The sequence below is a fragment of the Streptomyces sp. So13.3 genome, from assembly GCF_005860785.2.
GTDB lineage: Bacteria > Actinomycetota > Actinomycetes > Streptomycetales > Streptomycetaceae > Actinacidiphila > Actinacidiphila fildesensis.
This window is the reverse complement of the sequence record NZ_CP048835.1, coordinates 2,274,191-2,296,367: the sequence shown is the minus strand read 5'-3', so window position 1 is coordinate 2,296,367 and position 22,177 is coordinate 2,274,191. Positions and strand designations below refer to the sequence as shown.

General features: G+C 71.6%; 19 protein-coding genes. 5 read left to right on the top strand and 14 right to left on the bottom strand.

The window, feature by feature from the left end:
• Nucleotides 1–28: 28 nt before the first annotated feature.
• Nucleotides 29–1,810: an ABC transporter ATP-binding protein gene (locus C8250_RS10380; RefSeq protein ID WP_138353098.1), complete on the bottom strand. Its 1,782-nt coding sequence runs from the start codon at nucleotides 1,808–1,810 to the stop codon at nucleotides 29–31.
• The gene (locus C8250_RS10375; RefSeq protein ID WP_138353099.1) at nucleotides 1,807–3,687 is read right to left on the bottom strand and encodes an ABC transporter ATP-binding protein; all 1,881 of its coding nucleotides are present in this window, start codon (nucleotides 3,685–3,687) and stop codon (nucleotides 1,807–1,809) included. The genes C8250_RS10380 and C8250_RS10375 overlap by 4 nt, the downstream gene beginning before the upstream one ends.
• A gap of 263 nt (nucleotides 3,688–3,950) precedes the next feature.
• Between C8250_RS10375 and C8250_RS10370 the strand changes: the two genes are divergently transcribed.
• The 3 genes from C8250_RS10370 (at nucleotide 3,951) to mscL (ending at nucleotide 8,058) form a co-directional block, all read left to right on the top strand.
• The gene (locus C8250_RS10370; protein WP_244809805.1) at nucleotides 3,951–5,552 is read left to right on the top strand and encodes a peptide-N4-asparagine amidase; all 1,602 of its coding nucleotides are present in this window, start codon (nucleotides 3,951–3,953) and stop codon (nucleotides 5,550–5,552) included.
• 200 nt (nucleotides 5,553–5,752) lie between these two features.
• Nucleotides 5,753–7,537, top strand: coding sequence for a carbohydrate-binding module family 20 domain-containing protein (locus tag C8250_RS10365; RefSeq protein WP_138353101.1), 1,785 nt, complete (start codon nucleotides 5,753–5,755; stop codon nucleotides 7,535–7,537).
• Between the two features lie 74 nt (nucleotides 7,538–7,611).
• Nucleotides 7,612–8,058, top strand: a complete 447-nt coding sequence (mscL, locus tag C8250_RS10360; protein WP_138353102.1) for a large conductance mechanosensitive channel protein MscL — start codon at nucleotides 7,612–7,614, stop codon at nucleotides 8,056–8,058.
• Nucleotides 8,059–8,140: 82 nt separating this feature from the next.
• Here mscL and C8250_RS10355 read toward each other — a convergent pair whose 3' ends face one another.
• Entirely contained in the window at nucleotides 8,141–8,641 is a 501-nt protein-coding gene (locus C8250_RS10355; RefSeq protein ID WP_138353103.1) for a MarR family transcriptional regulator, read from the bottom strand.
• A 153-nt stretch (nucleotides 8,642–8,794) separates the two neighbouring features.
• On the opposite strand from C8250_RS10355, the gene C8250_RS10350 reads away from it, so the two are divergent.
• On the top strand, nucleotides 8,795–10,612 hold the full coding sequence (locus C8250_RS10350; protein WP_138353104.1) for an ABC transporter ATP-binding protein: 1,818 nt from the start codon (nucleotides 8,795–8,797) through the stop codon (nucleotides 10,610–10,612).
• Between the two features lie 17 nt (nucleotides 10,613–10,629).
• On the opposite strand, the gene C8250_RS10345 is transcribed toward C8250_RS10350, so the two are convergent.
• From C8250_RS10345 to C8250_RS44820, 10 genes are all read right to left on the bottom strand, one after another.
• Nucleotides 10,630–11,322, bottom strand: a complete 693-nt coding sequence (locus C8250_RS10345) for an LUD domain-containing protein (protein WP_138353105.1) — start codon at nucleotides 11,320–11,322, stop codon at nucleotides 10,630–10,632.
• Entirely contained in the window at nucleotides 11,319–12,794 is a 1,476-nt protein-coding gene (locus C8250_RS10340) for a lactate utilization protein B (RefSeq protein WP_138353106.1), read from the bottom strand. Before C8250_RS10340 ends, C8250_RS10345 begins: the two co-directional genes overlap by 4 nt.
• A complete protein-coding gene (locus C8250_RS10335) occupies nucleotides 12,791–13,561 on the bottom strand; it encodes a (Fe-S)-binding protein (RefSeq protein WP_138353107.1) in 771 nt (256 codons plus the stop codon). The genes C8250_RS10340 and C8250_RS10335 overlap by 4 nt, the downstream gene beginning before the upstream one ends.
• Nucleotides 13,562–13,750: 189 nt before the next feature.
• Nucleotides 13,751–14,875 (bottom strand): NAD(P)-binding domain-containing protein, encoded by a 1,125-nt coding sequence (locus tag C8250_RS10330; protein ID WP_138353131.1) that lies wholly within the window; start codon nucleotides 14,873–14,875, stop codon nucleotides 13,751–13,753.
• Between the two features lie 53 nt (nucleotides 14,876–14,928).
• Nucleotides 14,929–15,816, bottom strand: a complete 888-nt coding sequence (locus C8250_RS10325; RefSeq protein WP_138353108.1) for a glycoside hydrolase family 3 N-terminal domain-containing protein — start codon at nucleotides 15,814–15,816, stop codon at nucleotides 14,929–14,931.
• Between the two features lie 142 nt (nucleotides 15,817–15,958).
• Nucleotides 15,959–17,167, bottom strand: coding sequence for an LLM class flavin-dependent oxidoreductase (locus C8250_RS10320; RefSeq protein WP_138353109.1), 1,209 nt, complete (start codon nucleotides 17,165–17,167; stop codon nucleotides 15,959–15,961).
• Complete coding sequence (locus C8250_RS10315) at nucleotides 17,167–18,204, bottom strand: ABC transporter substrate-binding protein (RefSeq protein ID WP_138353110.1); 1,038 nt, start codon at nucleotides 18,202–18,204, stop codon at nucleotides 17,167–17,169. Before C8250_RS10315 ends, C8250_RS10320 begins: the two co-directional genes overlap by 1 nt.
• Nucleotides 18,205–18,277: 73 nt before the next feature.
• Nucleotides 18,278–19,105, bottom strand: coding sequence for an ABC transporter ATP-binding protein (locus C8250_RS10310; RefSeq protein ID WP_138353111.1), 828 nt, complete (start codon nucleotides 19,103–19,105; stop codon nucleotides 18,278–18,280).
• Entirely contained in the window at nucleotides 19,078–19,938 is an 861-nt protein-coding gene (locus C8250_RS10305; RefSeq protein WP_138353112.1) for an ABC transporter permease, read from the bottom strand. Before C8250_RS10305 ends, C8250_RS10310 begins: the two co-directional genes overlap by 28 nt.
• A gap of 155 nt (nucleotides 19,939–20,093) precedes the next feature.
• Nucleotides 20,094–20,177, bottom strand: a complete 84-nt coding sequence (locus tag C8250_RS44820) for a putative leader peptide (RefSeq protein ID WP_346268798.1) — start codon at nucleotides 20,175–20,177, stop codon at nucleotides 20,094–20,096.
• 103 nt (nucleotides 20,178–20,280) lie between these two features.
• Here C8250_RS44820 and C8250_RS10300 point away from each other — a divergent pair, with 103 nt between their 5' ends.
• Nucleotides 20,281–20,703 (top strand): secondary thiamine-phosphate synthase enzyme YjbQ, encoded by a 423-nt coding sequence (locus tag C8250_RS10300; protein ID WP_138353113.1) that lies wholly within the window; start codon nucleotides 20,281–20,283, stop codon nucleotides 20,701–20,703.
• Nucleotides 20,704–21,233: 530 nt separating this feature from the next.
• On the opposite strand, the gene C8250_RS10295 is transcribed toward C8250_RS10300, so the two are convergent.
• The gene (locus tag C8250_RS10295) at nucleotides 21,234–22,130 is read right to left on the bottom strand and encodes a DUF3396 domain-containing protein (RefSeq protein ID WP_138353114.1); all 897 of its coding nucleotides are present in this window, start codon (nucleotides 22,128–22,130) and stop codon (nucleotides 21,234–21,236) included.
• Nucleotides 22,131–22,177 lie beyond the last annotated feature (47 nt).

Below are 22,177 nucleotides of genomic sequence, written 5' to 3'. Positions count from 1 at the left end.
CCCGGGAACGGGAAGCGGCGGGCCGCTCCTAGCCGTGCCAGGAGCGCCACAGGGCCGCGTACGCCCCGTCCGCCTCGACCAGCTGGTCATGGCTGCCCAGCTCGCTGATCCGGCCCTCCTCGACGACCGCGATGACATCCGCGTCGTGCGCGGTGTGCAGCCGGTGCGCGATGGCGATCACGGTGCGGCCCTCCAGCACCCGCGCCAGCGAACGCTCCAGATGCCGGGCGGCCCGCGGGTCCAGCAGCGAGGTCGCCTCGTCCAGCACGAGGGTGTGCGGATCGGCGAGCACCAGCCGGGCCAGGGCCACCTGCTGGGCCTGTGCCGGGGTGAGGGTGGAGCCGCCGGAGCCGACCTCGGTCTCCAGACCGTCGTCCAGCGCCCGCGCCCAGCCGTCGGCGTCCACCGAGACCAGCGCGTCCCACAGCTCGGGATCGTCCGCCCCGGACCGGGCCAGCCGCAGATTGTCCCGCAGCGAGCCGACGAAGACGTGGTGCTCCTGGTTGACCAGCGCCACATGCCGCCGTACCCGCTCGGCCGGCATCCGGGCCAGCTCGGCCCCGCCGAGCGTCACCTCGCCGGTCCGCGGCGCGTAGATTCCGGCGAGCAGCCGCCCGAGGGTGGACTTGCCCGCGCCCGAAGGCCCGACCAGCGCCAGCCGGGTGCCCGGCCGCAGCCGCAGCGACACCCCGTGCAGCACGTCGCTGCCCTCCCGGTAGCCGAAGCGCACCTCGTCGGCGTGCATGTCGCGGCCGTCCGGGATGACGTGCTCGTCCGACTCGTGCTCCTCGACCTCGCGGACCCCGACCAGCCGTGCCAGCGATACCTGGGCGACCTGCAGCTCGTCGTACCAGCGCAGGATCAGGTTGACGGGGTCGACGAGCATCTGGGCGTAGAGCGCCCCGGTGGTCAGTTCGCCGACCGACACCCAGCCGTGCAGCGCGAAGGTCCCGCCGATCATCAGCACCGACGCCAGGATCAGGGTGTGCGTCAGGTTGATCACCGGGAAGAGCACGCTGCGCAGCCACATCGTGTAGCGCTCCCAGCCGACCCAGGTCCTGATCCGCTCGTCGGAGTCCGTGATCCGGCGGGCGCCCAGCCCGTGCGCCTCGATGGTCCGGCCGGCGTCGACCGACTCGGCGAGCGAGGCGGCGACGGCCGCGTACCCGGCGGCCTCGGAGCGGTAGCCGGCGGGTGCGCGCCGGAAGTACCAGCGGCAGCCGACCAGCAGCAGCGGCAGGGCGACCAGCACCGACAGCGCCAGTGGGGGAGAAGTGACGGCGAGCGCGCCGAGCAGCAGCGCGGCCCACACCACGGCGATGGCCAGCTGCGGCACGGCCTCGCGCATGGCGTTCGACAGCCGGTCGATGTCGGTGGTGATCCGGGAGAGCAGATCGCCGGTACCGGCCCGCTCCAGGACGCCGGGCGGCAGCCCGACGGACCGGACGAGGAAGTCCTCGCGCAGGTCGGCCAGCATCCGCTCACCGAGGATCGCACCGCGCAGCCGGACCAGCCGGACGAATCCTGCCTGGACGGCGAGTGCGGCGAGGAAGAGCCCGACCGTGAGCTCCAGATGCAGCTCCCGGCGCCCGGCCGACAGGTCCTCGACCAGCTGTCCCAGCAGATAGGGCCCGACCATGGAGGCGACCACGGCGACCGTGTTGACGGCGACCAGCAGGGTGAAGGCGCCGCGGTGGCGGCGGGCCAGCTCGGTCACGTAGGTGCGTACGGTGGCCGGCGAACCGACCGGCAGCGTCGTCGTCTGCTGCGGCGCGTCCGGATCGTGCTCCGGTGGCTTCACGCCGATCATGCGGATTCCTCGATCCTGGTGTTCTCCACGGCCCCGGACGGGACCACGGACGGGCCTTCAGCGGTGACAGCGGCCGTGACGCCGCCGTTCACAGCGGCGGTCACACCGGCCGGCTCCTCGGTCTCGCGGGTGACCACGGCGCGGTACTGCTGGTCGGCGCGCAGCAGCTCGTGGTGGGTTCCGGTGGCCGCCACCGCACCGTCGGCGATGAAGACCACCAGGTCGCAGCGGTCGAGCAGCAGTGGGCTCGACGTCAACACCACCGTGGTGCGGTCCGCCCTGATCCCCTTGAGGCCGCGCGCGATACGGGCCTCGGTGTGCGAGTCGACAGCCGACGTCGGCTCGTCCAGAACCAGCGCCTCCGGGTCCGCGACCAGCGATCTGGCCAGGGCCAGCCGCTGGCGCTGGCCGCCCGACAGGGAGCGTCCGCGCTCGGTGATCCGGGTCCGCATCGGATCACCGGAGTCGTCCACCGAGGCCTGGGCGAGCGCCTGCAGCACGTCTCCGCACTGGGCGGCCGTCAGGGCGTCGGTGGCGGAAACGTTGCCGGAGGACGGTACGTCGAGCAGCTCGTGCAGGGTGCCGGAGAGCAGCACCGGGTCCTTGTCCTGCACCAGTACGGCGGCGCGCGCCGCCGCCAGCGGCAGCTCGTCGAGCGCCGTGCCGCCCAGCAGGACCGAGGACTGGCCGGCCACCCGGTCCGGGCTGTGCCCGCCGAGCCGGTCGGCCAGCCGCCCGGCGGCGTCCGGGTCCCCGCACACGACTGCCGTCAGCTGCCCGGCAGGAGCGAGCAGACCGGTCTCCGGGTCGTACAGATCACCGGAAGGAGACACATCAGGCGAAGGAGCTGAAGGAAGTGACGGAGATGTATCCGGCTCCACGCCCCGCACCAGCGCCAGCACCCGCGCCGCGCGCTTCGCCGACGGCCGGGAGAAGGACCACGCCATCGCGATCTCCTCGAAGTGCCGCAGCGGGAACATCAGGAAGGCGACGGTCCCGTACACGGTCACCAGCTCTCCGACCGAGATCCTGCCGTCCAGCGCGAGGACCGCCCCGTACCAGGCCACCCCCACCAGCAGCAGTCCTGGCAGGACCACCTGTACGGCGCTGATCAGCGCCCACATCCGGGCACTGTGCACGGCGGCCGTACGGACCTCCTGCGAGGCCTTGCGGTACCGGTCGAGGAACAGCTCCTCGCCACCGATACCGCGCAGCACCCGAAGACCCGCGACGGTGTCGGAGGCCAGCTCGGTGGCCTTGCCTGCCTTCTCCCGCTGGACGTCGGCGCGCTTGGTCGCCGCCGGCAGCAGCGGCAGCACGGCGAGGGCCAGGACGGGGATGGCGGCGGCCACCATGAGGCCGAGTTCCGGCTGGTAGAAGGCGAGGGCCACCGCGATGCCGATGGTGGCGAGGAAGGCGGAGGTGAAGCGGGCGAACGCCTCCACGAACCAGCCGATCTTCTCGACGTCGCCCGCGCCGACGGTGACGATCTCGCCGGCCGCGACCTGCCGGGTGAGCACCGAGCCCAGTTCGACGGTCTTGCGGCTCAGCAGCTGCTGGACGCGGGCGGCGGCGGTGATCCAGTTGGTCACCGCGGTGCGGTGCAGCATGGTGTCGCCGAGCGCGCTGAGTCCGCCGAGCGCCAGCATCAGCCCACCGGACAGCGCCAGCCGCCGGCCGGAATGGTCGACGACCGCCTGCACGGCCAGGCCGACGGCTGCCGGGAACAGTGCGATGGACGCCATCAGCAGAGTGCCCCACGCGGCGGCTGTGAGCTGCCCGCGCAGCTGGCGTTTCTCCAGCCAGAGCAGGAAACGGAATCCCGATCTGACGTCGGGGACACCGGGGTCCTGGAAGGGGAGTTGGCGAAGCGACATGACGTCCCGAGATGCTCTGGATGGGGGGTGCGAAGACGTGCAAGGTTCGCGTCACCGCACGTACCGGGTCAACCGATTTACGGCCGCCACGCCCGGAATAGTCCGGTATCGGCCAAGGTCGCCGGCGGGGCCGTCCCGCGGGCGAGGCGGTCTGTCGCGCGGCGCCCGACCGGGCCAAGCTGTGCGCTGTACTTCGTGGTCATCGCATGACGAGGAGGCACCACCGCGTGGGAAGACGGATACTCGCGGCGCTCGCCGCGGCAGTGGGGTTCGCGCTTTTCGCGGGCCCGGCGGCCGCGGCCACCACCGCGCCCCCGGCAGAGTTCGGCACCGACTGGCACGACCCCCTGACGGCCGCCCCGCCCATCAGGACCCCCGGCGGCCCGTCCTGCACCACCCAGATCGTGGCGGCGCAGTTCAGGGACTTCACGCCGTACACGAGCACGTACACCCCGCCGCGCGGCTGTGGTGACCGCTGGAGCAAGGTCGTGCTGCGGCTGGACGGCCAGGTCGCCGGGCGGCAGTACGACCGGCTGGGCTATCTGCGGATCGGCGGCGTGGAGGTGCTGGACACCTCGACCCCCGAACCGTCGCCCGAGGGCATCGCCTGGAAGGTCGAGAAGGACGTCACGCGGTACGCGGCCGCGCTGCGCGGCCCGCAGCCGGTCGAGATGCTCATCGGCAACGTCGTCAACGACACGTACACCGGCGTGATCGACGTCAAGGTCTCGCTGACGTTCTACCCGGCACGCGGAGCGGGCGGCGGGGACCCGGCGGGAGCCGCGCCGGACCAGGTGCTGACTCTGGCCGGTTCGCACAGTGAGGGCACGGCGCTCGTCGGCGACCTCACCACGCCGCGCAACAGCGAGCGCATCGTCGCCGAGGTGTACGCCACCGGATCCGGCGGCGGCTGCGAGGAGTTCTGGTACCTGGCGGTGCCCGCCGATGTGCCGTACTCCTGCCAGGCCGGTGGTCCCTACCGGGAGGTGCAGCTGCGGGTGGACGGCCAACTGGCGGGGATGGCCGCGCCGTTCCCGACCGTGTGGACCGGCGGCTGGTCCAATCCCTTCCTCTGGTACGTGATCCCGGGCCCGCGCGCCTTCGACGTCAAACCCGTCGAGTACGACCTGACGCCGTACGCCGGCCTGCTCAACGACGGGAAGGCACACCGCGTCGAGGTCTCGGTGCTGGGCGTGCCCGCGGGCCAGAGCGGCTGGAGCGTGCCGACGAACGTGCTGGTCTGGCAGGACGAGCACCGCGCTCATGTGCCGGGCGCTCTGACCGCGCACCAGGAGAGCACCCCGGACACCTCCACCTCCTACCGGCCCGGTGACGAACGGGCCCTCGACGCGACCGGCAGCCACAGCCTGACGGTCTCCGGCTATGTCGACACGTCGCACGGCCGCGTCGCCACCACCGTCCGCCGCGCGCTGTCCGCCACCTCCACCCACCGGTGGAACGCCGACGAGAGCACCGACGCGCTGACCGCCCGGTGGACCGACGACGCGACGGTGACCACGGCCGGCCACGGCCCGGCCACCAGCACCGCGGTACGCCGCGCGTACACGATGGACGGCCGTACGTCGGTCGGCGCGGCCGACCGGCTGCGTACGGTGATGCTGCTCGGCGACCGCGCCGACACCGTGGTGACACGCGGGGGCCGGACCGTCGGCAGGTCACTGTTGGGCGACGTCTACCAGGGCGACGCGTCCTTCACCCTCAATGTGCCGCGCGAGCAGCGGCACGCCACCGGCACCTCGTCCGAGCACTACCGGATACTCGGCTCGGACGCTCCCGGCGGTTGCTACGACCGCCGGATCGCGACCGCGCAGGGCGCGCTGACGGAGGACCGCACGATCCGTTGAACCGGCGCGTGCAGGCGTTTGGAAGAGGTTTCCGCAAGTAGTTGAAAATGTTTCCACCGGTCTCTTGACGTGCTCACAGCCACGGCGGGAAGCTCCTCGGCGGAACCCCGTGGGACGCGGGGTTCCGCACCCCCACCCGGCGGCTTGGCGCGGGCTGCCTTCGAGGGCACAGCTGTGCCCGCACTCCGGAGGAGCCGCTCATGCGATCCCGCACATCCCGGGTACCCCGAACACCCACGCCATCCACGCCATCCCGGACCTTCCGCTCCTCCCGCCGATCCCGGGCCCTGCACGGCGCGCTCGCCGCACTGCTCGCCGCGACCGGCCTCACCGTCGCCGCCCAGCAGCCGGCGCAGGCGACCCCGCCGGGCAGCAAGGACGTCACCGCCACCCTCTTCGAGTGGCGCTTCGACTCCGTCGCCAAGGCGTGCACCGACACCCTCGGCCCGGCCGGCTACGGCTTCGTGGAGGTCTCCCCGGCCCAGGAGCAGATCCAGGGCGCCCAGTGGTGGACCTCGTACCAGCCGGTCAGCTACAGGATCGCCGGACGGCTCGGTGACAGCACCGCGTTCCAGCACATGGTGGCCACCTGCCACACCGCGGGCGTCAAGGTCATCGCCGACGCGGTGATCAACCACATGGCGGCCGGCCCCGGCACCGGGACCGGCGGCACGAACTACTCGAAGTACAACTACCCCGGCTACTACCAGGACCAGGACTTCCACACCTGCCGCAGCAACATCACCAACTACGCCGACCGGAACAACGTCCAGAACTGCGAGCTCGTCGGGCTCGCGGACCTGGACACCGGCAGCGACTACGTCCGCTCCACGATCGCCGGCTATCTCAACAACCTGATCGCACTGGGCGCCGACGGCTTCCGGATCGACGCGGCCAAGCACATCGCGGCGGGCGACCTCGCCGCCATCAAGTCCAAGCTCAGCAACCCGGGCGTCTACTGGGCGCAGGAGGTCATCTACGGGGCCGGTGAAGCGGTGCAGCCGGGCGAGTACACCGGCACCGGGGACGTGGACGAGTTCCGCGCCGCCACCGACCTCAAGCGGATCTTCACGAGCGAGAAGCTGTCGTCCCTGAGCAACTGGGGGGCCTCCTGGGGCTATCTGCCCAGCGTCAACGCGCGGACCTTCACCGACAACTGGGACACCGAGCGCAACGGCTCGACCCTCAACTACAAGGCGGGCGCCACTTACACCCTCGCCAACGTCTACCTGCTGGCCTGGCCCTACGGCTCGCCGAACGTCTACTCCGGCTACGAGTTCTCGGACAACGACGCGGGGCCGCCCAACGGCGGCACGGTCAACGCCTGCTACGCCGACGGATGGAAGTGCCAGCACGCCTGGCCGCAGATCGCCGGCATGGTCGGCTTCCGCAACGCCGTCTCCGGCACCGCGGTGACCAACTGGTGGTCCAACGGCAACAACGCCATCGCGTTCGGCCGCGGCAGCAAGGGCTTCGTCGCGATCAACCACGAGAGCGGCGCGCTCACCCGGACGTACACCACGTCGCTGCCGGCGGGCAGCTACTGCGACGTCCAGCACTCCGGGACCAGCTACACCGTCGGCTCCGACGGCCGGTTCACGGCCACCATCGGCGCCAACGACGCGGTGGCGCTCTACACGGGGGCGACCTGCGCCAGCGGCGGCACGGGCGGCGGCGGGACCACCGACCCGGCCTCCGGCGCCTCCTTCGCGGTCAACGCCACGACCACGCCGGGCCAGAACATCTACGTCACGGGCAACAACGCCACCCTCGGCAACTGGGACACCGGCAAGGCCCTGCTGCTCTCGTCGGCCGCCTACCCGGTGTGGAAGCTCGACGTCGCGCTGGGCGCGGGCACGTCGTTCGAGTACAAGTACCTACGCAAGGACGCCGCCGGGAACGCGACCTGGGAGACCGGTGCCAACCGGACCGCCACGGTGCCCGCGAGCGGAAAGGTGTCACTCAGCGACAACTGGCGCGGGTGATGGTGGGCAGGCGGTCAGGATCAGGGGAGACTGGCACATTCCAGTTTCGTGATCACAGAGGGGATTCCTGAGTTATGAAGGGCTTTCGTACGTTCCTGCTGCGCGGCAACGTCGTCGAACTCGCGGTCGGCATCGTGGTGGGTGCGGCCTTCACCGCACTGGTCAGCGGCTTCGTCAAGGCGTTCCTGACCCCGGTCGTCGGGCTCATGTCGGGAGCTTCCGGCGACTACTCCCGCAAGGCGTTCACCGTCTCGGGAGTGACGTTCCCGTACGGCGCCTTCATCGACGCGACGATCAGCTTCGTGATCGTCGCCTCGGTGATCTACTTCCTGGTCATCCTGCCGATGAACCGGATGCAGGAGCGGTTCTTCCCGAAGGCCGCCGCGGCGCCGATGGGTGAGTGCCCGGAGTGCCTGACCCCGATACCCCAGGCCGCCCGCCGGTGCAGCGCCTGCACCGCAGTGGTCCAGCAGGTGCCTTCCGAGAACGGCGCCGGCCACCGCATGCCGTCCCAGCGCTAGCGGTCGCCGGCGGTTCGCGGTTCCTCCCGGCGGAGGGAACGCCGCCGGGTGAGTTCCACCACGACGCCCCCTCGGGCGCGCTTCAGCAGCGCGGCCGAGGGGGCGCCGCCGCGTCCAGGGTGGCGAGCAGCGCGGTCAGCGCCTCGCGCTGGGGGGTGTCCAGCGGGGCGAGGAGATCCTCGGCGGCGGCCCGGCGGGCCAGCCGCAGCCGGTGCAGCGTCGCGCCGCCGGCCTCGGTCAGCTCGATACGGATCACCCGGCGGCTGGCGGGGTCGGGGATCCTGCGCACCAGGTCGTGCGTCTCCAGCGCGTCCACCAGCGTGGTCACCGCACGCGGAACGACATCCAGCCGCCGGGCCAGGTCCGCCATCCGCGGCGGGGCCTCGCTGTGCGCGACGGTCCGCAGCAGCCGGGACTGGGCCGGGGTGATGCCGAGCGGCTCCAGGTGCCGGCGCTGGGCCCGGTGGAGGCGCTTGGTCAGATTGAGCAGCTGGTCGGCGAGGCGGCCGGTGGTCTCGGCGGCGGCGGACTCCGCCGCGGACTCAGCGGCGGGTTCGGGCGCGGGGGTGGTGCGGGGATCCATGGCCCAAGGATATCAGGATGTAAGTCATTGTGAACATAGGTAACAATGACTTACACTCCTAAAGTCGGCCCGGCCCGGCGGTCTGTGCGGGCACTGTTCCGACACCGCCGGCCCGAACCGGCACCGACCTCCAGCAACCTCCCGAGGAGCCCTTTGCACCCCGACAAAACACGGTGGACGCCACCGCCCAAGGACCCCGACACACCCACCGACGTACGCCGCATCGTGCGGCTCTTCCGTCCCTACCGCGGCAAGCTCGCCTTCGTGGGCGTGCTGGTCGCCCTCTCCTCCCTCGTCTCGGTCGCCTCGCCCTTCCTGCTGAAGGCGATCCTGGACACCGCGATCCCGCAGGGCCGCACCGGGCTGCTCAGCCTGCTCGCCCTCGGCATGATCGCCACCGCCGTCGTCACCAGCGTCTTCGGCGTGCTGCAGACCCTGATCTCGACCACCGTCGGCCAGCGCGTCATGCACGATCTGCGCACCTCGGTCTACGAGCAGCTGCAGCGCATGTCGCTCGCCTTCTTCACCAGGACCCGCACCGGCGAGGTGCAGTCCCGTATCGCCAACGACATCGGCGGCATGCAGGCGACCGTGACGTCCACCGCGACCTCGCTGGTCTCCAACCTCACCGCCGTCATCGCCTCCGTGGTCGCGATGCTCGCCCTGGACTGGCGGCTGACGATCGTCTCGCTGCTGCTGCTCCCGGTCTTCGTGTGGATCAGCCGCCGGGTCGGCCGTGAGCGCAAGAAGATCACCACCCAGCGGCAGAAGCAGATGGCCTCGATGTCGGCCATCGTCACCGAGTCGCTGTCCGTCAGCGGCATCCTGCTCGGCCGCACCATGGGCCGCTCCGACTCGCTGACCCGCTCCTTCTCCGACGAGTCCGAGCAACTGGTCGACCTCGAAGTGCGCTCCAACATGGCCGGGCGGTGGCGGATGTCCACCATCGGCATCGTCATGGCCGCCATGCCCGCGCTGCTGTACTGGGCCGCCGGCCTGACCATGAGCAACGGCGGGCCCGCCATCTCCATCGGTACCCTCGTCGCCTTCGTCTCGCTCCAGCAGGGACTGTTCCGCCCGACCGTGAGCCTGCTGTCGACCGGTGTCCAGGTGCAGACCTCCCTGGCGCTCTTCCAGCGCATCTTCGAATACCTCGACCTGCCCGTCGACATCACCGAGCGCGCCGACCCGGTCCGCATGGACCGCGCCCGCGGCGACGTGCGCTTCGAGAACGTCGACTTCTCGTACGACCCCTCCGGCGCCCCCCGCACGCTGCACGGCATCGACCTCGCCGTACCGGCCGGCGGCAGCCTGGCCATCGTCGGCTCCACGGGTTCCGGCAAGAGCACGCTCAGCTATCTGGTGCCCCGGCTCTACGACGTGACGGGCGGCCGGGTCACGATCGACGGCGTCGACGTCCGCGACCTCGCCTTCGACACGCTCGCCGAAACGGTCGGCGTCGTCGCCCAGGAGACCTACCTCTTCCACGCCTCGGTCGCCGAGAACCTGCGCTTCGCCAAGCCCGACGCGACCGACGAGGACATCGTCGCCGCCGCGAAGGCCGCCCAGATCCACGACCACATCGCCGGTCTCCCCGACGGCTACGACACCCTCGTCGGCGAACGCGGCTACCGCTTCTCCGGCGGCGAGAAGCAGCGGCTGGCCATCGCGCGCACCATCCTGCGCGACCCGCCGGTCCTCATCCTCGACGAAGCCACCAGCGCGCTCGACACCCGCACGGAACAGGCCGTCCAGGAAGCCATCGACGCACTGTCGGCCGGCCGCACCACCATCACCATCGCCCACCGGCTCTCCACCGTCCGCGACGCCGACGAGATCGTGGTCCTCGACGCGGGCCGGATCGCCGAACGCGGCACCCACGACGAGCTGCTGGCACGCGACGGCCGCTACGCGGCGCTGGTCCGCCGTGACGAGCGGCTCTCCACCGCCGAGTTCGCCAAGTCCGCGTAGACCGTCGGATCAGCCGCTCACCGCGCCGGTTCGCCCACCAGGACCACTTCCAGCGTGCGCGGACCGTGCACGCCCTCCACCCGGTCGAGCTCGATGTCGCTGGTGGCCGAGGGGCCGGAGATCCAGGTCAGCGGGCGGGCGGGGTCGAGGCGTTCCATCGCCTCGGGGATCGAGTCGACGATCTGGCCGGGGGCCAGGACCACACAGATGTGATGGTCGGGCACGAGCGTGATGCGGCGCCTGCCCTGGCCCGCGGAGCCGTCCAGCACGATGGTGCCGGTCTCCGCGACGGCCACGGCGCAACCGGTCACCACGCTGTCCACCGCGTCGAGTTCCCGCGCCGTCAGGGCGAGGGTGTCCGCGACGAGTTCCACCCCGGTGAGGGCGGTGAGCCAGCTGTCGGGCAGGCCGTCGGGAACGACGGCGGAGCGGGCGCCGCGCTCGGCGAGCAGCGTGGCGATCAGCTCCGCCAGCCCGTCGGCCGGGCACCGGTGGACCAGCGCGCGGTAGTCCGCGAGATGGACGGCCAGCAGGTCGGCGGTCTGCTCCGGGGTCCGGGTCCCGTGCACCCGCAGATAGTCGCGGTCCAGCGGGACGCTGCCGGGGAGCTCGTCGCGCGGCACATCGGCCAGCGCGCGGCGGATCCGTCCGAGGACCCGCTCCCGGCTGCTCGCACCGCCCGGCCGGCTCACAGGGTTGGGGTGGCTCATGTGTTCTTTCCTTCTCCCCGGGTGCGCTGCCACCAGTCACGGAACGATTCGGCGGGTACGGCCGGCAGTTCGCGGGTGGCGGACCAGGCCCGCCCCGGGCCCGGCAGCCGGGCCGGGTGCAGCCGCCGGGTGCGGGCGGCCAGCCGCTGGCCGGCGCGGAGTGCGGCCGGATGGTCGAGCGTCCAGCGGGCGGCGCGCATCGCGGCCCGCTCGGCGGCGTGCCCCTTGGCCGGCTTGATGACGGCCCGGGTGCCGCGCAGCGTCACCGCTCCGCCCTCGACCACCCGTTCCCGCAGGTGGACCAGGACTTCGGGGATGTCGATCGCGACCGGGCAGACCTCGTAGCAGGCGCCGCACAGCGTCGACGCGTACGGCAGTGAGGCGTCCAGCGCCGAGGCCGTACCGCGCAGTTGCGGGGTGAGGATGGCGCCGATGGGTCCTGGGTAGGCGGAGCCGTACGCATGGCCGCCGGCCCGCTCGTAGACCGGGCAGACGTTCAGACAGGCGGAGCAGCGGATGCAGCGCAGCGCCTGGCGGCCGACGGTGTCGGCGAGGGTGTCGGTGCGGCCGTTGTCGAGCAGCACCAGGTGGAACGTCTGCGGTCCGTCGCCCTCCGTGGTGCCGGTCCAGGTCGAGGTGTACGGGTTCATCCGCTCGGCGGTCGAGGAGCGGGGCAGCGTCTGGAGGTAGATCTCCAGGTCCCGCCAGGTGGGGATGGTCTTCTCGATGCCGACGACCGAGATGAGGGTCTCGGGCAGGGTCAGGCACATCCGGCCGTTCCCCTCGGACTCCAGGACGACGAGGGTGCCGGTCTCGGCCACCATGAAGTTCGCGCCGGAGATGGCGACCTTGGCCCGCAGGAACTTCTCCCGCAGGTGCAGCCGGGCCGCGTCGGCGAGGTCGGCGGGCTCGTCCGACAGCCCGGCGGGTGCCGCCCGGCCCCAGTCGCCCATCCGCTCGGTGAAGATGTCGCGGATCTCGGACCGGTTCTTGTGGATCGCGGGGACCAGGATGTGCGACGGGAGATCGTCGCCGAGCTGCACGATCAGTTCGGCGAGGTCCGTCTCGTAGGCGTGGATGCCGGCCTCGGCGAGGGCCTCGTTGAGCCCGATCTCCTGGGTGGCCATCGACTTGACCTTGACGACCTCGGTCTCGCCGGTGGCGCGGACGAGGTCGGTCACGATCCGGTTGGCCTCCGCGGCGTCGGCCGCCCAGTGGACCACGCCGCCCGCGGCCGTGACCGCCGTCTCCAACTGCTCCAGATAGTGGTCGAGATGGCGCAGCGTGCGGTCCTTGACGGCGGCGCCGGCGGCCCGCAGCTGCGGCCAGTCGTCCAACTCGGCCACCGCCACGGCGCGTTTGGCGCGGATGGTGTGCGTCGCATGCCGCAGATTGCCGCGCAGCTGGGTGTCCTGGGTCGACTTCGCGGCGGCCTCCGGGAAGGCCGGCATCCCCAGATACGTGCCGCTCATCGGACCTCTTCCATCGGGTAGGGGTGCTCCTCCGTCGCGGCGAGGATCTCGGCGATGTGCACCGGCCGGACCGGCGAGCCCTCCCGGGCCAGCGTGCCGCCGATGTGCATCAGACAGGAGTTGTCGACGGTGCAGACGGCCGCCGCCCCGGTGCCGGCGATGTGCCGGGTCTTGTCCGCGCCCATCGCGCCGGACACCGCCGCGTTCTTGACGGCGAAGGTGCCGCCGAAGCCGCAGCACTCCTCCGCGCCCTCCAGCTCCCGCAGCTGCAGACCTCCGACCTTCTCCAGCAAGGCGAGCGGGCGCCGCCCGAGCCCCAGGACCCGCAGCCCGTGGCAGGTGGGGTGGTAGGTGACCGCGTGCGGGAAGTACGCCCCGACGTCGGTCACCTTCAACACGTCCACCAGGAACTCCGTGAGTTCGTACGTCCTGGGCACCACGGACGCCGCCGCTTCCGCGAGGCTGTCGCCGCGCCCCTCGGCGGCGGCCTTCGCCCCGATCCGCGGGTAGTTCTCGCGCACCATGGCCACACAGGAACCCGACGGGGTCACGATGTAGTCGTAGCCCTCGAACGCGGCCGCGTACCGGTGCACCAGCGGCTCGGTCTCGTGCCGGTAGCCGGTGTTGAACTGGGGCTGCCCGCAGCAGGTCTGCGCCGGGGGAAAGTCGACGTCCACGCCCAGCCGTTCGAGCAGCGCCACGGTGGCCCGCCCGGTGTCCGGGTAGAGCATGTCGTTCACACAGGTCACGAAGAGGGCTACGCGCATGGGCTCATACTGCCGTAGCGCGGGAGCAGTGGGAAGCAGACATCGGATGTTTTCTGGCGTGCCGTGCTCCAGTGGCCTCGTAGCGCCCAGGGGGCAGCCGTATCGAGGGCGCCGGGGAAGGCGGGGAGCTCCCGCCGCGAGCGCGAGTTGACCATGGGCGGAAGGTTAGCGCTCCCCGCGGCCGGGCGGTCAGTGCGCGAGGGCGGGGGACCGTACGGGGGTGGGCTCCTCCGGTTCACGGGCTCCGCGGGCTCCGCCGGCGAGGAGTTCGCGGATCTCGCGGACCGCGGTGCGCCCGGCCCGGTTGGCGCCGATGGTGCTGGCGGAGGGCCCGTAGCCGATGAGGTGGATGCGGGGGTCCTTCGCGACGCGGGTGGTGCCGTCCAGCCGGATGCCGCCGCCGGGCTCACGCAGCCGCAGTGGGGAGAGGTGGTCGAGGGCGGCGCGGAAGCCGGTGGCCCAGAGGATGACGTCGGCCGTCAGCTCGCGGCCGTCGTTCCAGGCGACGCCGTGTTCGGTGACCCGGTCGAAGGCCGGCAGCGGGTCGAGGATCCCGCGCGCCCGCGCGGCGCGGACCGCCTCGGTGGCCGCCAGGCCGGTGACGCTGACCACGCTCTGCGGCGGCAGCCCGGCCCTGACCCGCTCCTCGACGAGGGCGATCGCGGCGCGGCCCCAGTCCTCGTCGAACGGCTGCTCGCGGAAGAGCGGCGGACGCCGGGTGACCCAGGTCGTGTCGGCGACCTCGGCGAGTTCCATCAGCAGCTGCACGGCGGAGGTCCCGCCGCCGACGACGATGACCCGGCGGCCGGCGAACTCCGCCGCGCCCCGGTAGCCGGCGGTGTGCAGCTGGCGGCCGAGGAAGGTCTCCTGGCCGGGGTAGTGCGGGATGAACGGGCGGTCCCAGGTGCCGGAGGCGTTGATCAGCGCGCGGGCGGACCACGCTCCGGCGTCCGTCTCGACGAGCAGCCGCCCGCCGCCCGCCTCGCGGACCGCCGATACGTTCACCGGGCGGTGGACGCGCAGGTCGAAGGTGCGCTCGTAACGGTCGAAGTACTCGGAGACCACCTCGGCGGAGGGCCGGGCCGGGTCGGCGCCCTCCAGCGGAAGGCCCGGCAGGTCGTGGACGCCGTGGGCCTTGGCGTAGGTGAGCGAGGGCCAGCGGAATTGCCACGCGCCGCCGGGGCCGGGGGAGTGGTCCAGGACGGCGAAGCCCTCGTCGGGACGGAATCCGGCGCGGCTGAGGAAGTACGCGCCCGACAGGCCCGCCTGTCCTGCTCCGATGACGGCGACGTCGACCTCGTGCACTCCGCTCAAGTCGTTCACGGTTCTACCAACCGTAGGCGGCGCGGAAAGCTTCCCGCGAGGCGTCAGCGGCGGGTGGCCGAAGCGTGCGCCGAAACAGGGGTCGAGGAGGAGGCTGCGGCCTGTTCCGCGGCCGTCGGTGCCGGCATCCGCGGCTCCGACGCCCAGCGCCGCAGCCGGGCCACCCGCTCGGCGGCCTCCTCCAGCCGGGCGGGTGCGAGGTCCCCGTCGGCCACCGCGGGGGCGGCGGCGGTGTGGATCGCCTCGCGCACCCCCGCACCGCACGCCGGGCCGAGCTGTACGAGGTCGACGCCGGCGATCCAGGCCAGCACGGCCGCGCCCGGCACGCCCCAGCCGTTGACGATCGACGGGGCGTCGAGGGTGTCGCTGACCACCACCCCGCCGTACCCGAGGTCGCCGCGCAGCACGCCCGTCACGGCCTGGCCGCTGAGGGTCGCCGGGAGGCCGTCGCCGCCCGGAACGGGCGTCCGTCCGGCGGTGATCGCCCGCACCCCGGCGGCGGCGCCTTCGGCGAACGGCCGCAGCGGGCCCTCGCCGGTGAAGGGGCCGAGGGCCGCGGCGACCCCGTGCGCCTGCAGATCGGTCACGAAGACGCGAGTCTCGTCGGCGCGCAGCGCCGGCCGGACGCCGAGATGGAAGTTGGCTCCCAGGCCCACCAGTTCGGCGGCCGCGGAACTGCCGCTGCCACCGGTTCCGGAATCGTTGGCGCGAGGGCTCGGTGCTCCGCCCGGGCGGCCGGTGAGGCCGTCCGGGAGCCGCTCGTGCAGCGCGTCGGTGATCCGGCGGGAGGCGTCGGGAGAGCTCGCGTAGGCGACCACTCCCGGCATCCCCCGGTCGAGCCCGAGCCGTATCCAGTCCGGCAGCCGTTCGCTGCGGCAGGCGGGGAGCAGGCAGGCGTCGACCAGTGCGGCGATACGGTGCAAGGTGTTCACGTCGGCTGTCCCCCTTTGGCGCGCGGCGGCAGTGGGAGGGTATCCCGACAGCGGGCAAATGGTCCAGACCAATCGGGAAGCGGCTGCCCGTCCGCCGGGAACGATCTCCCGGCGGACGGGCAGCCGTGAACTCCGCCGCCGCTCAACGCCCCCCGGCGAGCAGCAGCGGCGCACCGCCCGGCGCGGACGCCGGACGGCCGTTCGTGGCCGGGACCCCGGCCAGCGGGGAGCCGGGGACGGTGTCGAGCAGTCCGCGTGCCGCCAGCTCGGGCGTCACGCCCTCGCCGAACCAGTACGCCTCCTCCAGGTGCGGGTAGCCGGAGAGCACGAAGTGGTCGACGCCCAGGGCGTGGTACTCCTCGATCCGGTCCGCGACCTCGGCGTGGTTGCCCACCAGCGCCGTTCCCGCGCCGCCGCGCACCAGCCCCACCCCGGCCCACAGGTTGGGGGAGATCTCCAGCTTGTCGCGGGAGCCGCCGTGCAGGGCCAGCATCCGCTGCTGGCCGACCGACTCGCTCTTGCCGAGGGCCTGCTGGGCGGCGGCGACGGTGTCGTCGTCGAGGTCGTCCAGCAGCCGGTTCGCGGTCGCCCAGGCGTCCTTCGAGGAGTCGCGCGAGATGACGTGCAGCCGGATGCCGAACCTGACCGTGCGGCCCTCCGCCTCCGCGAGCCCGCGGATCCAGTCGATCTTCTGCTTGACCTGCTCGGGCGGCTCCCCCCAGGTCAGATAGATATCCGCGTTCCGGGCCGCGACCGGCCCCGCGGCCGGCGACGAGCCGCCGAAGAAGACCGGCGGGCGCGGCTCGGGCGGCAGCGCCACCAGGCCGCCCTCCACCTGGTAGTGCTCGCCGTGGAAGTCGAACGGCTTGCCCTCCCAGGCGCCGCGCACCACCGTCAGGAACTCGTCGGTCCTGGCGTAGCGGTTGTCGTGGTCCAGATGGTCGCCGAAGCGCTTCTGCTCGGTGGAGTCACCACCGGTCACGACGTTCAGCATCAGCCGGCCGCGGGTGATCCGCTGGTACGTGGCGGCCATCTGCGCCGCCAGCACCGGCGAGATGACGCCGGGCCGGAACGCCACCAGGAACTTCAGCCGGTCGGTGTGCTGCGAGAGCGCCACCGTCGTCAGCCAGGCGTCCTCGCACCAGGTGCCGGTCGGCGTCAGGACGGCCTCGAAGCCCAACTGGTCGGCGGCGCGGGCGATCTGCGCCAGGTAGTCGATGTCGGGCGCGCGAACCCCGCTGATCGGAGTGATCCGCGAGCGCTTGATGCCGCCGTCGGTGTAGGCGTGGCGGTCGACCAGGGTCCGGCCGTCGCCGCCCGTGGGAAGGAACCAGTGCAGGTGCACGGACATCAGGAGGAGGCCTTTCCGAAGGTGCGAGCCGGTGTGTTCGACGCCGGCAGACCGGTGTTGAAGCGCTGGTCGACGAAGTCCTTGAACGTGAAGTGGTTCGGGATCAGCCGGAGATCGGCGAAGGTGTCGGCGATCTTCTGCTCGGAGGCGATCGCGGCGTCGTCCACGGCGACCGCCACCCGGGTTCCACTGCTGCGCTTCACCGCGTCCAGCGCGACGGCGTAGGGCAGCCCGGTCTCCTTCGACCAGACCTTCGCCCACTCCTCGGGGTGCTTGAACGCCCAGTCCTGGGCCCGGCGCAGCCGGCCGAGGTAGTCACCGATCGCCTGGGACTTGTTCTTGTCCGCCAGTGCCGCGGGCGCGGCGACCTGGAAGGACAGCCCGTTGACGACGCCGTCCCCGGTGGTCAGCACCCGGGCGCCGGTGTTGCGCAGGATCTGCGAGGTGTAGGGGTCCCAGATGGCCCAGGCGTCCACCCGGCCCCGGCTGAACGCCGCCAGGGCGTCGGCCGGCTGCAGATAGCTGACTTTGACGTCGGTGAGCTTCAGGCCCGCCTTCGCGAGTGAGGCCACCAGCTGGAAGTGGGCGGAACTGCCCTGCGCGACCGCCACCGACTTGCCCTTGAGGTCGGCCACCGACGTCAGATCCGAGCCCTTGGGCACCGCGATGACCTCACCGGCGGACGAGCCGTGCGAGGCGCCGACCACCGTGACCTTCGAGTGGGCGCCCGCCGCGAAGACCGGCGGGGTGTTGCCGACCCCGCCGATGTCCACGGCCCGCGCGTTGACCGCTTCGAGCAGGGGTGGCCCGGAGGTGAAGGTCGACCATTTGATCTTGTACGGGACCTTCTCCAGTTCCCCGGCGGCCCGCAGGATCGTCTCGGAACCGCCTTTCTGGTCACCGACGTTGAGCGTGACGCTCCCCAGGCCACCCGAGGTGTTCGACGAGCCCGAGGAGTCGTCGGCCGCGGACGACCCGCCGCAGGCGGTCAGCAGAAGGGCGAGCGGGAGCAGCAGGGCGGGGGCGAAGCGTTTCATGGGAGGTCGTTTCTTCCGTTCGGAACGAGCGCGAGAGGTCAAGAGGTCGGGAGGTCGCAGGGTCGAGAGGTCGTCAGGCCGCCTGGGCGGCCGGGTGGTTGTCCACGCCGAGCTGATCGAGCAGACGGGACCGCAGTTCGGCGAACCGGGGGTCACCCGGATCGCGGGGGCGCGGCAGTGCGACGGGGTTGTCGTGGGCGATCACGCCGTTCTCCATCACCAGGGCGCGGTCGGCGAGCAGCAGGGCCTCGTCCACGTCATGGGTGACGAGCAGCACCGCGCACCCGCGCCGCTGCCACAGTTCGGCGACCAGCCGCTGGGCGGTGATCCGGGTCAGCGCGTCCAAAGCGCCGAACGGCTCGTCGAGCAGCAGCAGATCCGGCTCCCGCACCAGGGCGCGGGCCAGCGAGGCGCGCTGGGCCTCGCCGCCGGAGAGCGTCTTGGGCCAGGCGCCGGACCGGTGGCCGAGCCCGACCTCCTCCAGCGCCTGCTCCGCGACCGCGCGGTCGGGGTGGCCGGGCAGCCCGAGCAGCACGTTGCGCCACACCGGCTTCCACGGCATCAGGCGCGGCGACTGGAAGGCGACCGCACGCCGGCGCGGCACCAGCACCGAACCCTCGACCTCGCGGTCAAGACCGGCCAGCACCCGCAGCAGCGTGCTCTTGCCGCAGCCGCTGCGCCCGAGCAGGGCGGTGAACTCGCCCGGCCGGATGTCGAGATCGAGCCGGTCGATCACGGCGCGCCCGTCGAAGGCGCGGGTCAGCCCCTCGACCCGGACCGCCGTTCCGGCCCCCGTTCCTGTTCCTGTCCCCGTTCCTGTCCCCGTTCCCGGACGGTCCGGCTTCCGGTCGGTCTTCTGGCCTGCGGGCCGGATCACTTGCCGGTGAAGGTCGGTCGCCATTGCAGCAGCAGCCTTTCGAGAGTGCGGACGACGATGTCGGCGGTCAGGCCGAGGAAGGCGTAGACGACGAGGCAGACGACGATCACGTCGGTCCTGAAGAACTCGCGGGCCTGGTTCATGACGAAGCCGATGCCGTCGTCGGCGTTGATCTGCTCGCTGAACACCAGCGCCAGCCACGCGGTCGCCAGCGAGTAGCGCAGCCCGGTCATCGCGCCGGGCAGCGCGCCCGGCAGGACGACATGGCGCACCAGGCCCCAGCGGGACAGGCCGAGCGAGGTGCCGGCCTCGATGAGCTGTTCGTCCACGCCGCGGATGCCGGCGTAGACGTTCAGATAGAGGTGGAAGGCGACACCCAGCGAGATCAGCGCGATCTTGGGCGCCTCGCCGATGCCGAGCCAGATGATGAACAGCGGGATCAGACCGACCCAGGGCACGGTCCGCAGCATCTGCACGCTCGCGTCGACCAGGTCCTCGCCGAGCCGGGAGAGCCCGGAGACCAGAGCGAGCGCGGTGCCCGCCAGAACGCCGAACACGAGGCCGAGGGCGACGCGTTGGAGCGAGACCAGCATCGCCGACGGCAGCGTCCCGTCCGCGATCAGCTCCTTCCCGGCCCGCGCGATGGTGCCGGGGGAGGCGAGGATGTCGGGCTCCAGGACCCCGGTGCTGCTCAGCACCTGCCACAGGGCCAGCAGGAGCAGGGGTCCCGCGGTGCGGCGCAGCCAGCGGGGTACGTGGCGGCGCCGGGAGGCCGCCGAGATGATCGGTTCCAGCTCAAGGACGTCGCCCTGGTCGGGAATTACGGATATGTCCGGCGGTGGTTTGCTGATGGTCATGGCGACTCCACGGCGGGGCGGCAGACGGAGACACGCCTCGGCGCGCAGGCTCCCGACGGGTCGGATCCGTACGAATCCGTACGGATATGTGCGGGATCAGCCCGGGAGCGCGCTAAAGAGCGAGGCGAGAAGAAGGACGAACGAGTGAGAAGGCGTCAGCAGCCGCGACGACACGCGGCGGAGGCCACCCGCAGCAGGTCGATGTGACCGCGCGTGGTGAGCAGAAGAGGACGCAACATGCGGGAGAACCTAGCGAGCCGTCCCGTACCCGGTCAACGTCGTCTCGCCACCCGGACGGGAATCTCAAACGCGGATCCGGCGGCGTTGGGCGACCATGGAGACATGGCCGACGCGTTCACCACCCGCACCCTCGACATCCCGACCGGCTCCGCCGAGACCGTCCACGATCTCACCGCAGCCTGCACCGAGTTCCTCGACCAGGCCGCACACGGCCGCGACGGGCTGCTCAACGTCTTCGTCCCGCACGCCACCGCGGGCATCGCCGTCATGGAGACCGGAGCCGGCAGCGACGACGACCTGCTGTCCGCACTCCACGACCTGCTCCCCGCCGACGACCGCTGGCGCCACCGCCACGGCAGCCCCGGCCACGGCCGCGACCACGTCCTCCCGGCCCTGGTCCCGCCGCACGCCACCCTGCCGGTGATCGCCGGCCGCCTGGAACTGGGAACCTGGCAGTCCGTCGTCCTGGTGGACACGAACATCTCCAACCCCCACCGTCAGGTCCGGTTGACCTTCCTGGGGTGAGGCAACAGGGCCGTCGGCGTGAGTTGATATCCCGACCGTTACGAAGAGGGGCATGACCCCAGGCGGTGGGCGGCGCCAACACTTCACGCGCTCGTCTTCGGGATTCGAACCCGAGGCCTACGCATGACGAGACAATGAGCGATCAATTCCGTGGTGCCGTGTCGTGCCAGCTCGTGATGTTTCTGCTGGTCAGACTAGGTACAGCAAATTGCTGCACACCGCCTCGTGTTGCACTGTCCAAAGGCGTCTGTCCACCGGCTGTCCACCGGCTGTCCACCGGCGGGGTTGTCCCCAGCTCGCCACCGACACTGGCGCTGGGCTGCCAGCGATGCCGGCGAACGGACGGAGAGAGACGAGCGGGGGCACTGTGGAACCCCTACAAGCCATCGGTCAACGCTGCCGGTGCTGCCCTCGCCCCGCACACCGCTCCGAAGTCACCACCTCAGCCTGACTGGGGGCCTGGAATCGGAAGAGGCTGGGGTAGACGGATGTGTGTTCCGGCTACCCCAGCCTCGTCGGCCCTGCAGTGATCAGGCGATGTCGGCGTACCAGATCCGGCTCGGCGGGCCGGTCAGGTCGGAGTCCTCGAAGCGCTTGGGCATCCCTGGCCGCAGTGCCGGGCGCAGCAGCCGCCACGTCCGTTCGATCGCTTCGCCGGTGAAGTCGTCGAACTCCGGCGTGACCTGGAGCAGCACCGCGCCGTCGCGCAGGGTCTCGATCCGGTGGAAGTCACCGGCCGCGGTGATCCCGTCGGCGCCGCCCAGCAGCTGGGCGATCTCGCGCGGGATCACCATCAGCCACTCGTATCCGCGCAGCAGCTGCCGCGACTCTGCCAGCGACAAATAGGGCAGGAGCGGGCCGACCCGCTCCTCGTACTCAGTGCGGCCCAGCGAAAGGCTGTAGCCGATCTGGGCGTAGCTGGGGTCGACCTCCTCCGCGAAGTCACGCAGCAACTCGGTCCAGCGGAGCTGGGCCGACGCGAAGCGCTCCTTGGGTGCCTCCGCGCTCAACCTGATCCAGCCCTCGCCATCCTCGTCACGCGCGACACCCATGCGCAGGAGCTCCTGGCCGGGCATACCTCGGTCGTCCAGCTGGTAGACCGCGGTCTCGGCCAGCTGCACATCCGAGACCAACCACTTGCGCAGCATCGGCAGATTCTTGCGGGTCAGCACCCGGGAGCGGTTGCTGACCCCCCGGCCGGTGCCTTTGACACTGGTCACCGATAGGAAACCCCAGAGCGTCCCGGGCGGACCGCACGGTACCGACTTCTTCAGTGACTCCTCCACCTGCCCGGTGGAGTCGAGGGTCCCCTGGAAGGACTCGTCCTCCAAGCGGTCCGCGCCCTCGGTGAGCCAACGCCAGGCGAGGTCGGCGAGTGCCTCGGTACCGCTGTACTCGGCGTCGATCTCACATCGGATCGTGTGCATGCTGGCTCACCACTCCTTTCAGGAGAGCTTCGGGAGAGCTGTCGGTC

Bases quoted from the DNA above. Each gene is read 5' to 3' on its own strand.
- C8250_RS10380 (WP_138353098.1), bottom strand. From the start codon at position 1,810: ATGATCGGCGTGAAGCCACCGGAGCACGATCCGGACGCGCCGCAGCAG.
- C8250_RS10305 (WP_138353112.1), bottom strand. From the start codon at position 19,938: ATGACCATCAGCAAACCACCGCCGGACATATCCGTAATTCCCGACCAG.
- C8250_RS10375 (WP_138353099.1), bottom strand. From the start codon at position 3,687: ATGTCGCTTCGCCAACTCCCCTTCCAGGACCCCGGTGTCCCCGACGTC.
- C8250_RS10295 (WP_138353114.1), bottom strand. From the start codon at position 22,130: ATGCACACGATCCGATGTGAGATCGACGCCGAGTACAGCGGTACCGAG.
- C8250_RS10335 (WP_138353107.1), bottom strand. From the start codon at position 13,561: ATGCGCGTAGCCCTCTTCGTGACCTGTGTGAACGACATGCTCTACCCG.
- C8250_RS44820 (WP_346268798.1), bottom strand. From the start codon at position 20,177: ATGTTGCGTCCTCTTCTGCTCACCACGCGCGGTCACATCGACCTGCTG.
- C8250_RS10340 (WP_138353106.1), bottom strand. From the start codon at position 12,794: ATGAGCGGCACGTATCTGGGGATGCCGGCCTTCCCGGAGGCCGCCGCG.
- C8250_RS10365 (WP_138353101.1), top strand. From the start codon at position 5,753: ATGCGATCCCGCACATCCCGGGTACCCCGAACACCCACGCCATCCACG.
- C8250_RS10300 (WP_138353113.1), top strand. From the start codon at position 20,281: ATGGCCGACGCGTTCACCACCCGCACCCTCGACATCCCGACCGGCTCC.
- C8250_RS10320 (WP_138353109.1), bottom strand. From the start codon at position 17,167: ATGTCCGTGCACCTGCACTGGTTCCTTCCCACGGGCGGCGACGGCCGG.
- C8250_RS10355 (WP_138353103.1), bottom strand. From the start codon at position 8,641: ATGGATCCCCGCACCACCCCCGCGCCCGAACCCGCCGCTGAGTCCGCG.
- C8250_RS10345 (WP_138353105.1), bottom strand. From the start codon at position 11,322: ATGAGCCACCCCAACCCTGTGAGCCGGCCGGGCGGTGCGAGCAGCCGG.
- C8250_RS10310 (WP_138353111.1), bottom strand. From the start codon at position 19,105: ATGGCGACCGACCTTCACCGGCAAGTGATCCGGCCCGCAGGCCAGAAG.
- mscL (WP_138353102.1), top strand. From the start codon at position 7,612: ATGAAGGGCTTTCGTACGTTCCTGCTGCGCGGCAACGTCGTCGAACTC.
- C8250_RS10315 (WP_138353110.1), bottom strand. From the start codon at position 18,204: ATGAAACGCTTCGCCCCCGCCCTGCTGCTCCCGCTCGCCCTTCTGCTG.